General features: G+C 39.6%; 13 protein-coding genes. 8 read left to right on the plus strand and 5 right to left on the minus strand.

Annotated features, from left to right (window positions below; genetic code table 11):
* Positions 1-19: 19 nt before the first annotated feature.
* Entirely contained in the window at positions 20-1,627 is a 1,608-nt protein-coding gene (locus SCI76_RS24825; RefSeq protein WP_221832593.1) for an MDR family MFS transporter, read from the plus strand.
* Between the two features lie 35 nt (positions 1,628-1,662).
* Here SCI76_RS24825 and SCI76_RS24830 read toward each other — a convergent pair whose 3' ends face one another.
* A complete protein-coding gene (locus SCI76_RS24830) occupies positions 1,663-1,815 on the minus strand; it encodes a hypothetical protein (protein ID WP_168760996.1) in 153 nt (50 codons plus the stop codon).
* A gap of 25 nt (positions 1,816-1,840) precedes the next feature.
* Positions 1,841-2,023: a YolD-like family protein gene (locus SCI76_RS24835; RefSeq protein ID WP_013083869.1), complete on the minus strand. Its 183-nt coding sequence runs from the start codon at positions 2,021-2,023 to the stop codon at positions 1,841-1,843.
* A gap of 613 nt (positions 2,024-2,636) precedes the next feature.
* Between SCI76_RS24835 and SCI76_RS24840 the strand changes: the two genes are divergently transcribed.
* Together SCI76_RS24840 and cysI are read left to right on the plus strand one after the other, a co-directional pair.
* A complete protein-coding gene (locus SCI76_RS24840; RefSeq protein WP_047750521.1) occupies positions 2,637-4,445 on the plus strand; it encodes an assimilatory sulfite reductase (NADPH) flavoprotein subunit in 1,809 nt (602 codons plus the stop codon).
* 22 nt (positions 4,446-4,467) lie between these two features.
* Complete coding sequence (gene cysI / locus SCI76_RS24845) at positions 4,468-6,189, plus strand: assimilatory sulfite reductase (NADPH) hemoprotein subunit (RefSeq protein ID WP_048018962.1); 1,722 nt, start codon at positions 4,468-4,470, stop codon at positions 6,187-6,189.
* 49 nt (positions 6,190-6,238) lie between these two features.
* On the opposite strand, the gene SCI76_RS24850 is transcribed toward cysI, so the two are convergent.
* Positions 6,239-6,505, minus strand: coding sequence for a hypothetical protein (locus SCI76_RS24850; protein WP_033580575.1), 267 nt, complete (start codon positions 6,503-6,505; stop codon positions 6,239-6,241).
* 198 nt (positions 6,506-6,703) lie between these two features.
* Here SCI76_RS24850 and SCI76_RS24855 point away from each other — a divergent pair, with 198 nt between their 5' ends.
* Positions 6,704-7,453 carry an SDR family NAD(P)-dependent oxidoreductase gene (locus tag SCI76_RS24855; RefSeq protein ID WP_407544643.1) on the plus strand — a complete coding sequence of 250 codons (750 nt, stop codon included), beginning with the start codon at positions 6,704-6,706 and terminating at the stop codon, positions 7,451-7,453.
* Positions 7,454-7,491: 38 nt separating this feature from the next.
* Here the strand turns inward: SCI76_RS24855 and SCI76_RS24860 are convergent, their stop codons facing one another.
* Entirely contained in the window at positions 7,492-8,025 is a 534-nt protein-coding gene (locus SCI76_RS24860; protein WP_407544645.1) for a GNAT family N-acetyltransferase, read from the minus strand.
* Positions 8,026-8,261: 236 nt separating this feature from the next.
* Positions 8,262-9,266 (minus strand): DUF3231 family protein, encoded by a 1,005-nt coding sequence (locus SCI76_RS24865; protein ID WP_045293334.1) that lies wholly within the window; start codon positions 9,264-9,266, stop codon positions 8,262-8,264.
* A gap of 317 nt (positions 9,267-9,583) precedes the next feature.
* Between SCI76_RS24865 and SCI76_RS24870 the strand changes: the two genes are divergently transcribed.
* The 4 genes from SCI76_RS24870 to SCI76_RS24885 all read left to right on the plus strand — a co-directional run bounded on the left by SCI76_RS24870 (position 9,584) and on the right by SCI76_RS24885 (position 12,712).
* Positions 9,584-10,378: an aminoglycoside N(3)-acetyltransferase gene (locus SCI76_RS24870; RefSeq protein ID WP_168760994.1), complete on the plus strand. Its 795-nt coding sequence runs from the start codon at positions 9,584-9,586 to the stop codon at positions 10,376-10,378.
* Positions 10,379-10,648: 270 nt separating this feature from the next.
* On the plus strand, positions 10,649-11,881 hold the full coding sequence (locus SCI76_RS24875; RefSeq protein ID WP_033580580.1) for an NADP-dependent malic enzyme: 1,233 nt from the start codon (positions 10,649-10,651) through the stop codon (positions 11,879-11,881).
* Between the two features lie 163 nt (positions 11,882-12,044).
* Complete coding sequence (locus SCI76_RS24880; RefSeq protein ID WP_013057785.1) at positions 12,045-12,350, plus strand: antibiotic biosynthesis monooxygenase; 306 nt, start codon at positions 12,045-12,047, stop codon at positions 12,348-12,350.
* On the plus strand, positions 12,347-12,712 hold the full coding sequence (locus SCI76_RS24885) for a hypothetical protein (protein ID WP_025751140.1): 366 nt from the start codon (positions 12,347-12,349) through the stop codon (positions 12,710-12,712). The genes SCI76_RS24880 and SCI76_RS24885 overlap by 4 nt, the downstream gene beginning before the upstream one ends.
* Positions 12,713-12,878 lie beyond the last annotated feature (166 nt).

Raw genomic sequence — 12,878 nt, forward strand, 5'->3', positions numbered from 1 at the left:
AAAAGAGGAGAGACACACGATGGAAAATCAAAAAAATTCAAAGCGCACGCTTTTATTAATTGGGTTAATTATTGCGATGTTCTTTTCTGCACTTGATGGAACCATTGTCGGAACAGCTATGCCAAGAATCGTAGGAGACCTTGGTGGTTTAAGCATGATGACATGGCTGACAACAGCCTATTTATTAACGTCAACAACGGTTGTTCCGATTGCAGGAAAGCTCGCTGATTTAGTAGGACGCAGAGTAATTTATGTTACAGGACTTATTATTTTTATGGCGGCTTCTGCTTTATGCGGGATGGCAAATAATATGACAGAGCTTATTTTATTCCGTGCATTACAAGGAATTGGCGGCGGCGTTATGATGCCGATGGCAATGATTGTAATCGGTGATTTATTTACAGGAAAAGCACGAGCAAAGTTTCAAGGAGTATTCGGAGGAATTTATGGTCTTGCTTCTGTCATCGGTCCGCAAATTGGCGGATGGATTGTTGATTCATTGAACTGGAAATGGGTGTTTTACATTAACTTGCCGGTAGGGATACTCGCTACCGTTTTTATTGCGCTCGGACTTCAAGGAAAAAAACATACAGGACCTGTTAAATTCGATGTAGCTGGTATGTTCACAATGGTTATCGGAGTAGTAAGCTTGCTTCTTGCCCTGAGCTTTGGAGGAAAAGATTACGACTGGAACTCTTGGCAGATTATTAGTTTGTTTGCACTTGCTGTTGCTGGGATTATAAGCTTTATTATTGTGGAAACGAAAGCTAAAGAACCAATTCTTCCGATGTATTTATTTAAGAACCGAACGTTTACGCTTTTAAATATCATTGGCTTTTTTATGAGCATTGGTATGTTCGGAGCTATTACATTTGTTCCGTTCTTTATGCAAGGAATCGTTGGAGTCAGCGCCTCAGAATCAGGTACCATTATGACACCAATGATGATTTCAATGATTGTAACGAGTATTATTGGAGGTCAGCTTGTTTATAAAGTTGGAATCAAGCCTCAAATCGTTACGGGTATGCTCATTATGGCAGGAGGGTTCTTCTTGTTAACAACATTAGACCTTCATACTAGCAAGCTTGTTGCTACTTCTTATATGGCCGTAATCGGTTTAGGAATGGGTCTTGTAATGCCAATTTTAACGCTTGCTCTTCAAGAAAGCTTTTCAAAAGAAGAGCTCGGTGTTGTTACATCATCAAGTCAATTTTTCCGTTCAATTGGAGGAACGTTCGGTATTACCATTTTAGGAGCGATAATGAACGCCAAATCAGGTACGCTTCTTACTGACAAACTCGTTCCATATTTAAACTCATTGCCTGCTCAAGCAAGCGCTTTTGCCGACGGGTTCAAAAAAGCGATTGATACGAATCCTGAAAGTGTGCTGCAGATGCTGTTTAGTCCTGAGGCGCTAAAGAGTATTCCAGCTGCGCTTTCAGACAGCATTGTGCCTATTTTGAAGACCTCGCTAATGAGCGCATTGCACAGCGTCTTTTTCATGGGCTTAGCTTTTATTATTTTAGGAGCGGTATGCACATTGTTCTTAAGACAGATCAAGCTTTCAAATAAAAAAGCCGAAGAAAAACCAGAAGAAGGCATTGCTGAAGTAGAGCCATCACATTAAAAAAAGCGCACAAATTTGTGCGCTTTTTTTCTATATTAACTAGTTGTTTCATTAGGCTTGCGAAGAAAAGGGGATTGTTTAGACGTGTCATACGAAATTTGATCAAGCAAATACGATAAATATAAGTTCAGTTCAAACCGATCTTCCGACACAAAATCTGTAAGCGCTTGCTTATTATCTTTCCACATAGTAATTCCTCCTTAATTTTACATACTAATGAATGGATTTAATATCAGAAAGCAAAAGGGAAACAACGGCTTCATTTTCGTCTTTTACGGATAGAATTTGCTGATGGAGATTTAAGTTGTGCACGCGGCCTTTGCACGTTTGCAACGTTCCATCTTTATAGTAAGAAACAGTTATCGTCCCACTTTTCGTTAATTCTCGTAAAAACATTCAAGAAGCCTCCTTAAAAAAGATTACCTGATTTAAAAGCCAGTCCTTTCATTTGAGATGAGCAAAAGGGAATGGTATGTACTGCAAGCTTCCCTTTATATTCTTCACCGTGTATGAATGGATAAAAGGTTGCTAGCTCACCTATAAACTGTCCTAAATTTCAGAATATACTGTCTTTTGCGTATAGTGTTTTTTAAAAGGATTAATGTTACATTTATTATGTAACATTCTGATGAGAAAGAAAACCGTTTCTACAAAACTTCTCTAAAAATTACAAAATATTCATATTCGTGTGAAGGATGTAGAATGAGCAGATATGGAAGTAACTGCATTTATAAAAAACGTAACGACAGCTTCAATTATTAATGATCTTAATACTAGTTATCAATTATATGTATTTTACTAATTTATTCTTCTCCGATAAAATGCAGGTAGACGAATTTGATAAGAATTTTCTAATGATTTATATAATTAAATTTGATATAATCTATAGGAATAATAATGTATGAAGGGAAACATCATTGATTAATTAGACACAGGTATTACATGTTGTTGAAGATGATTCGTAAAAGCATACATATTTAAATTATATATTTTTGTGAGGTGGACAGTGTTGCAACTTAAGGTAGTAAACAGCCCTTTTAATCAAGAACAAGCAGATTTGCTTAATCGCCTTCTGCCGACATTAACAGAAGCACAAAAAATGTGGTTGAGTGGTTATTTAACAGCATCTCAATCTACGTCTGCCGAAGGAACGCCAGACGTTTCTACAGCAGCGCCTGCTCAGGCGGAGCAGACGATTTCAAAAGACGTAACGATTCTTTACGGATCACAGACAGGAAATGCTCAAGGTCTTGCTGAAAATACAGGCAAAACGCTTGAAGCAAAAGGTTTTAATGTAACTGTATCTTCTATGAATGATTTCAAACCAAATAATTTAAAGAAACTTGAAAATTTATTAATTGTTGTAAGTACACATGGAGAAGGAGAGCCGCCTGATAACGCGCTATCTTTCCACGAATTTCTTCACGGCCGTCGAGCGCCAAAGCTTGAGAATTTCCGTTTTTCTGTCTTGTCGCTTGGAGACAGCTCATACGAATTTTTCTGTCAAACAGGGAAAGAATTTGATGTGCGCTTAGCAGAACTTGGCGGTGAAAGACTGTATCCGCGCGTTGACTGTGATTTAGATTTTGAAGAGCCCGCAAATAAATGGCTTAAAGGTGTTATTGACGGATTAAGCGAAGCGAAAGGACACAGCGCTTCGGCAGCTGTTCCGGCGGAAGCTCCTGCAGGAACTTCCCCGTACTCAAGAACAAATCCTTTTAAAGCAGAAGTGCTTGAGAACTTAAACTTGAACGGCCGCGGATCAAATAAAGAAACGCGACACTTAGAACTATCTCTAGAAGGTTCAGGTTTGACGTATGAACCAGGAGACAGTTTAGGTATTTATCCTGAAAATGATCCTGAGCTTGTTGATCTTCTTCTTAACGAATTCAAGTGGGATGCGAGTGAAAGTGTAACGGTTAATAAAGAAGGAGAAACGCGTCCTCTTAGAGAAGCGCTACTCTCTAATTTTGAAATTACCGTGTTAACAAAGCCGCTTTTAAAGCAAGCAGCTGAGCTTACTGGAAATGATAAATTAAAAGCGCTTGTAGAAAATCGCGAGGAATTAAAAGCATACACACAAGGCCGTGATGTAATTGACTTAGTTCGTGACTTCGGCCCATGGAACGTATCAGCACAAGAGTTTGTAGCTATTTTACGCAAAATGCCAGCGCGCCTTTATTCAATTGCAAGCAGCTTGTCAGCAAATCCTGACGAAGTTCATCTAACAATTGGAGCGGTACGTTACGAAGCGCATGGACGCGAGCGTAAAGGTGTTTGTTCAGTCCTATGTTCAGAACGTTTGCAGCCAGGTGATACGATTCCTGTATACCTTCAAAGCAATAAAAACTTTAAGCTTCCTCAAAACCAAGAAACGCCGATTATTATGGTGGGACCTGGTACAGGTGTGGCTCCGTTCCGCTCATTTATGCAAGAGCGTGAAGAAACAGGAGCAAAAGGTAAGTCATGGATGTTCTTTGGAGATCAGCACTTTGTAACAGACTTCCTTTACCAAACAGAGTGGCAAAAGTGGTTAAAAGACGGCGTGCTAACGAAAATGGACGTGGCGTTTTCACGCGATACTGAAGAAAAAGTATACGTACAAAACCGTATGCTTGAACATAGTAAAGAATTATTCCAGTGGTTAGAAGAAGGCGCATCTTTTTATGTGTGCGGAGATAAAACAAATATGGCACGCGACGTGCACAACACGCTAGTTGAAATTGTTGAAACAGAAGGCAAGATGAGCCGCGAAGAGGCGGAAGCTTACCTTGCTGAAATGAAGAAACAAAAACGTTATCAGCGTGATGTATACTGAGGATTGAAAGGAGATTTTCAACATGGTAAACAAAATTTTAAAAGCGCCCGAAGGTCCTCCAAGTGACGTTGAGCGCATAAAAGATGAAAGTAATTATTTACGCGGTACATTAGGAGAAACAATGCTAGACCGCATCAGCTCAGGTATTTCTGAAGACGATAATCGTTTGATGAAGTTCCACGGAAGCTACTTACAAGATGATCGAGATCTTCGTAATGAACGTCAAAAACAAAAGCTAGAGCCAGCTTACCAATTCATGCTTCGCGTTCGTACGCCAGGCGGTGTTTCAACACCAGAACAGTGGCTAGTGATGGATGATTTAGCACAAAAATACGGAAATGGAACGTTAAAGCTGACAACTCGTCAGGCGTTCCAAATGCACGGAATTTTAAAGTGGAACATGAAGAAAACGATTCAAGAAATTCATGCTTCTTTATTAGACACAATTGCAGCTTGCGGAGATGTAAACCGTAACGTAATGTGCAATCCGAATCCATATCAGTCAGAAGTGCACGCTGAAGTATTCGAATGGTCAAAAAAATTAAGTGATTATTTATTGCCTCGTACAAGAGCGTACCACGAACTTTGGCTAGATGAAGAGAAAGTCATTAGCACACCGGAAGTGGAAGAAGAAGTGGAACCAATGTACGGTCCGCTCTATTTGCCAAGAAAGTTCAAAATTGGCGTAGCTGTGCCACCTTCTAACGATATTGACGTGTATTCACAAGACCTTGGCTTTATTGCCATTTTAGAAGACGAGAAGCTTGTTGGATTTAACGTAGCAATCGGCGGCGGTATGGGTATGACGCACGGGGATAAAGCAACTTACCCTCAGCTTGCAAAAGTGATTGGCTTCTGCCGACCTGACCAAATTCTAGAAGTAGCGGAAAAAGTCATTACGATTCAACGTGATTATGGAAACCGCTCTGTGCGTAAAAACGCGCGTTTTAAATACACGGTTGATCGTCTTGGATTAGAAACGGTAAAAGAAGAGCTTGAAAACCGTCTGGGCTGGAGCTTAGACGAAGCAAAATCTTATCACTTTGATCATAACGGAGACCGCTACGGCTGGGAAAAAGGTGTGAAAGGAAAATGGCACTTTACTCTTTTTGTTCAAGGTGGACGTATTGCTGACTTTGAAGACTATAAGCTTATGACGGGTCTTCGTGAAATTGCAAAAGTTCATAGCGGTGATTTCCGTTTAACGGCTAATCAAAATTTAATTATCGCGAACGTATCCACTCAAAAGAAAAAGCAAATTAGTGACTTGATTGAACAGTATGGATTAACAGACGGCAAGCATTATTCGGCTCTTCGCCGCAGCTCATTAGCTTGCGTATCGCTTCCGACTTGCGGGCTTGCGATGGCAGAAGCTGAGCGTTATCTTCCAGTTCTTGTTGAGAAGATTGAAGCAATTGTAGATGAAAACGGCCTTCGCGATAAAGAAATCACGATTCGTATGACGGGCTGTCCTAACGGCTGTGCGCGTCCTGCTTTAGGTGAAATTGCTTTTATTGGTAAAGCGCCGGGTAAATACAATATGTACCTTGGAGCAGCATTTGACGGCAGCCGTTTAAGCAAAATGTACCGTGAAAATATCAGTGAAGAAGAAATTTTAAATGAACTGCGCGTCTTACTTCCTCGCTATGCAAAAGAAAGAGAAGAAGGCGAGCACTTTGGTGACTTTGTCATCCGCGCTGGAGTAATTGAAGCTGTAACAGACGGCACGAATTTCCACGCATAATACGTATGAAGGGACTTTTCTAACTTACAGAAAAGTCCCTTTTTCTATTTTAGTATTCTCTAACAAATACAGCTACTCCAAATACCCCTAATCTTTCAGCAGTAATTTGTTCAAAGCCGTTGTCAAGTAAACAATGAGCTGCAGTGCGGTAGCGCTGACCTTGAGCTAACAAACGTCCGCAAGGATTTGCGCGGCCAATTACCGTTGCTTCTACGATGGTACGAGGAGCTTGTCTATCCAAAGGATTTCGCTCCCACAGAATTGTCACCACATCCGGAGGACGCGGAATAGATACATTACCCGTGTGTTCATGCATAGCCATCACCTCCTTACCCTATAGTAAATGCAAAAAACGCCAAACTGCTTGTACACCCGCTGATTTTTAGTAAAAAAGGCGTTTGGCTATGCCTAACTTAACCAATTTCATAGCAATGAGGTGATGAATAGAAACAGCTGATAGAAAAAAGAATGCTATAATGTAAAAGAAAGGAATTTTCACCAAGGAGGGAGAAACATGCAGCAAAAACGAGTAGCGGTTATTACAGGGGGAGCAAGCGGGATTGGCAAAGAAACTGCCTTAAAGTTCGCGCAAAAAGGAGACGCAGTGGTCATTGCTGATTATGATGAAGGAAAAGGAAAAGAGACTCTTCAACAAATTGAAGAAGCTGGAGGCCACGCTTTATTTGTGCAAACGGACGTCACCAAGTTTGAAGAAGTGGAAGCACTGATTGAGAAAACGGTGAATACATTTGGACGAATTGATGTGATGTTTAACAATGCAGGGATTGGACGTCCTACATCTATTTTAGATCAAGACTTAGAAGAATATCACCGTATTATTAATGTGAATCAGCACGGCGTTACATATGGGATTATGGCAGCAGGCAGGAAAATGAGAGAGTTAGGTATTAAAGGCGTCATTATCAATACGGCCTCTATTTTTAGCTTCTTAGCCTCACCCGGAACGTATGCTTATCATGCAACAAAAGGAGCTGTTGTGATGATGACAAAATCAGCTGCGCTAGATCTCGCTAAATACGGTATTCGCGTCGTCGCCGTTGCGCCAGGATTTGTTGATATGCCTATTATTCAAGGCTATAAAGACAACGGTATGATTGAAGGAATGAAAGCAAAAACGATGAGCAGAAAGCTCACTAATCCAAAACAAATTGCAGATATGGTTTATTTGCTGTCCTTAGAAGAAGCGGGAGCTGTAAACGGCAGTGTCATCATGGCTGATGATGGGTATGCGGCGTTTAAATAAAACGAAAAAGGATTCTTTTCTTAAAAAGAATCCTTTTTTTATGATGTAGGAGGCAGGGAGCTATAAACAAACGTATCGTGAGCTTTTCCGTTTTGATACATATAGTTTTTTAACACTCCTTCTTGTTGAAACCCGAGCTTTTCAAGCACGTGCTGTGATGCTTTGTTTTCAAGAAACACAACAGCTCCAATCCGCACTAGCTGAAGGGTAGCAAATCCATAAGCCATAACAGCCGAAGCAGCTTCCGAAGCATAGCCGTGACCCCAGTGCTGAGGGTGTAGCTCATAGCCAATTTCCGCGCGCTTATGCTTTTGGTTCCACTGATTCAATCCAACTGTCCCGATTAGTTCCCCCGTATCGAGCCGTTCGATTCCCCAACGCAAACCTTTTTGATTTCTGTAGTTTTCAGCAAAAATATCAATCAGCACCAAAGCTTCTTGGAAAGTTGTGAATTTTTCTTGCCCGTAATATTTGATAACTTCTTCCTGAGAAAAGCAGTCAAAGATAGTATCTGCATCCGCTTCTGTTATTTCACGCAGTTTAGTGCGAGGTGTAGAAAGAATAGGAAACATATTTTTCTCCTTTCTATTTTATATAGAAAGATTTCGGCAGCTTGGAAAAAATCCCTTTTATTTTATTTTTCTGTTATAAATTAAGTAGAGATATGAGCTAAATGACTAGGAAAAAGATAGGAACAGCTTCTAAATAACGCAAACAATTTTTATGTAAGGGTAGCAAAAACAGTATACTAAAAAAACAAATAGGACTAGCTGCACGTTTAGCAGCTAGCTTTCCTGTAGCAAAGAACCTATTTTTTGGTTAACTGATTGCGATCTTCAATTTGAGGAGGCTCTTCAAGCCATCCGTTTTGAATCATAATTTTTCCGCCTTCTTTTGCCAAACTGTAAATGTCTTTTGCAAGCTGTAGCATCTTTAATGGCAAATCACTTCTTAAACTAAAGGCTCCTCCTAAGGCGTTACTCCCCAGACCGAACGTACTCAAAAGACTCGTATTGTACATCATCAGCTTATCTGAAAAAGGAGGAACGGTTGAATTCGTCGCTTTTCCAGCATGAGTAGCCGGAGGTTCTATGTAGCTATGGCGTAAAATATCACCTAATTCTGTTTCAATTTTCTTCGAAAGCTTCATACCCCTGACAAAATGCTGCTGTGCCTCTTTGTTGTTGGCCACTTGAGCAAAACCAATCATCAGCTGCATTCCTACAAGATTTGTATCAACAGCATGTTGAATAAGTGACACTTCAATGGTATTCAACGATCTTTTTTCGCTAAACCAGCTCAATCCGCCTATATAATTTTGCGCATGGACAAAATGAACTTCCTTCGGCATAGAAACGTATGGGGGTTTTGCGATGACACCCGTTTCTAACAATACTTGTGTGGATTGATTGTATATGTCCTGTGCTTCTGCTGTTGCATCTACAAAGAAATTCCGTATATCTTCTCGGTAAGACATGGTCGAATGCAAAGCAAACAGTCCTGTTTCAATTTGAGACATTAAGCGTATATACATAACTTCAAACATATGGTCGTATAGCTTAGGAACTCCTACATTCACGTCATCTTTCGTAAAACCAATTGGGATAACAGCGCCTTCGTTCTCAAATATTTCTTTTATTTGCGCTACACTTTTTAAAGATCGGCTGTAATATAGCTCAAAAAGTTCTTTGTAATCCTGTTTATCTTCCAGAAAATATTCTAAGAACCTCAAAATCATCGTTTTTTCCTGATAAGTCATCCATAAGTTAGCAAGCTCTGAGGACGTGAGCGGCGGAAGTTTTGATGTGCTCATTGTACACATTCCTCCTGAAAATAGTGATAGGTAAATATGTATAGCTTCCTTAGTATTGCTTTTATTTATAGGAATATTCTTCTTTTTAATTTATTGAAAGACCTCAGTAGCGGTTATTATAGTAGGATAATTGAAGGGAATAAACCTTACCAATAAGTCAGTTGTATGATAACTGATATGAATAAAACTAAGTTTTTCTATTACTTTAAATAATTTGACAATTGTTGTTATTCTTACTATTATGGAAACATAAGTTTTACATATATTGCTAGAGTTCAGCAACACATTCTAGTAGCACTATAAGTAAGGAGCTTACGATGAAGCACATTGTCCAAGCAACAGATCATCCTAGAACGAAAGACACGTTAAAAGAAGATTTACGCAGGTTAGGCATCACACAAGGGATGACTATCATGGTTCATTCTTCACTATCTTCATTAGGGTGGGTAAACGGAGGTTCAGTAGCCGTTGTTCAAGCTTTAATGGAGACTGTGACAGAGGAAGGAACGATCGTGATGCCGTCACAGTCGGTCGATCTTTCGGATCCATCGGAATGGGGCAATCCGGCTGTGCCAAAAGAGTGGTGGGAAACTATTCGGGAAACGATGCCCCCGTATGATCCAGTGTACACACCAACAAGCGGGATGGGACAAATTGTGGAAACTTTTCGAACATATCCTGACGTAAGAAGAAGCAGCCATCCAATGTATTCATTCGCCGCTTGGGGAAAGGACAGCGAAGACATCTTAAGAGATCATCCCCTTGAATTTAGTTTAGGCGAAAATTCTCCTCTTGAAAGGCTTTACAAAAAACATGCCTTTGTTTTATTATTAGGTGTCGGGTTTGGGAATAATACTTCTTTTCATCTAGCAGAATATCGAATTCCATATCGAAACGTGATTCAAAAAGGATCTCCAGTTATGGATTCAGGAAAGCGAGTATGGAGGACGTATAAAGAATTAGAGTTTCGAGAAGGACTGTTTGAAGAGATAGGTGAAGCGTTTATTGAAGCAAAAGGAATAAAAGTTAAAAAAATTGGTTCAGCACGTGCATACTTCTTTTCAATGCCTAAAGCCGTCGATTTTGCTGAAACGTATTTGAAAGCGCTATAGTGAGCAGTTGTATGTTTTCTAAGTTGTCTGTATATCAGACAACTTGAAGTGAGACAAACAAGAGTTTCCGACACGTCTATACTTTATATTAACAAAGCGCAGCAGTCGTTTAAGCAAGATAGTTTACTTTTTATGTTTCTTGTTTCATAATGGCACTTGTCTGTGAATTTATTCAGTCAGGTTGTCTTACAATTATGGAGATAAAAAGCAAGTGTTAAATAAATTCATTAAAAAATTTAAATGTATAGAAAAAAAGGAGAGAATACAATTATGTCACTACGTGATCAAGCACTACATATGCATCAAGAAAAACAAGGTAAGTTAGAAGTTAAATCAAAAGTTGAAGTTCAAAACGCTCAAGATTTAAGCTTAGCTTACTCTCCGGGAGTAGCAGAACCTTGTAAAGAAATTCATGAACATCCAGAAACGGTGTATGATTACACAATGAAAGGAAACATGGTCGGCGTTGTGACAAATGGTACTGCTGTTCTTGGTCTTGGAAACATCGGACCTGCGGCTTCACTTCCCGTTATGGAAGGAAAAGCAATTTTATTTAAAAGCTTTGCAGGCGTAGATGCATTCCCAATTACACTTGATACAACAGATACAGATAAAATTGTTGAAACTGTGAAATTAATGGCTCATACATTCGGAGGCATTAACTTAGAAGATATCGCAGCTCCACAGTGCTTTGAAATTGAAGAGCGCCTGAAAAAAGAAGTAGATATTCCTGTGTTCCATGATGATCAGCACGGTACAGCGATCGTAACAGTAGCAGGACTTGTAAATGCATTAAAAATTGTAAACAAATCAATGGAAGACTTAAAAATTGTCTTAAACGGAGCAGGAGCTGCCGGCATTGCTATTACAAAACTTCTTTATTCTTACGGTGTACGTGACATGATTATGTGTGATACAAGAGGTGCTATTTATGAAGGACGCCCTCAAGGTATGAACAAAGTAAAAGCGGAAGTGGCTTCTTATACAAACGTAAACAAAGAAAGCGGTACGCTAAGCGATGTAATTAAAGGCGCAGATGTATTTATCGGCGTATCTGCAGCAGATGCATTATCTCAAGAGATGGTTAAATCAATGAATGAAGATGCAATTATCTTTGCGATGGCAAATCCTAATCCCGAAATCAAGCCAGACGCTGCAAAAGAAGCAGGAGCGGCTGTTATTGGAACAGGTCGTTCAGACTTCCCTAACCAAGTAAATAACGTTCTTGCATTCCCTGGGATTTTCCGCGGTGCGTTAGACGTTCGCGCTACTCATATTAACGAAGAAATGAAAAAAGCTGCTGTTGAAGCAATTGCAGCCCTTATTACAGAAGAAGAGCTAAACGCAGATTACGTGATCCCTGGACCATTTGATCCTCGCGTAGCGCCAGCTGTAGCAGAGTCTGTAGCAAAAGCAGCAATGGATTCAGGCGTTGCCCGTATTACAATTGATCCAGCACGTGTAAAAACACATACAGAACAATTAACAAAAATCGAAAACTAATAACGGATAAAAAAGCCCTTTGAAACGCTGTTTCAAAGGGCTTTTAAGTTAAAGACCTGCTGTAACCCCAGTGAAATCTAAACGTAACACCATTTCATCTCCTATATGATGTACAATAAAGAGAAAAGAACCCAGGTTTTGTATCATAAAGGGAGGAACAAAGATGTACACCGTATTTTCAACATTTAATGTACCGGATGAAAAAGCTGAAGAAGTGATTGGAATTTATAAAAATCGTTCAAAATCAGTCGACGAGGCTCCAGGATTTGTAGACTTTCTACTTCTTCAAAACGATAAGCGAGCAGGGGAGCTCACCGTTCAGCTTACATTTGATACGAAAGAGAATTATTTAAGCTGGGTACGAAGCGAAGATTTCAAGCGTATTCATGATTTAGAGAAAAAGTACCCTGATCAAGAACTGGCAGCCGTCATCCCAAAAGTTTCTCAGTACAAAGTGGTGGCACGATGAGTTCACTTCCCGTTAATAAGATCGTCGAAAGAGTAACGGAGAAAATCTACGAGTTAGAACCTTCTTTGCTCGAAAAATTCGGAGAGCGCGGCAAAGAAAGATGCCATGAAGATAATCATTATCATATGAAGTATTTAGAGACAACATATAAGTTAGACAATCTGCAAATTTTTACGGACTATGCCTTATGGTTAAACAATTTACTCACAAGCCGAGGCATGAAAACACAGCATATTATTGATAATTTTAATTTTATACAAGAAGCGCTGTTTGAACTAGATAATTACGGTGATAAACAAGTACAGGCGTATGTGACTTACTTAGAAGAAGCGAATCATATATTGAAGCAACAGCAGCTTTAAAAAGAAGCTAGGACAAAAGTGTTTTAGTTGAAAGAAAATCCGAACGGGTTTGATTCTTGATAAAGAATTCAACCCGTTCGGATTTTTTCATTGGTAGGATGAGCGTAGGTTTCCTGGATGTCGTTATGTTTCACTTTTTTGTTTTACATATGTATAAAGGTGGAAA

It is taken from the genome of Priestia sp. HNGD-A6, assembly GCF_045784335.1.
Taxonomy (GTDB): Bacteria; Bacillota; Bacilli; order Bacillales; family Bacillaceae_H; genus Priestia; species Priestia zanthoxyli.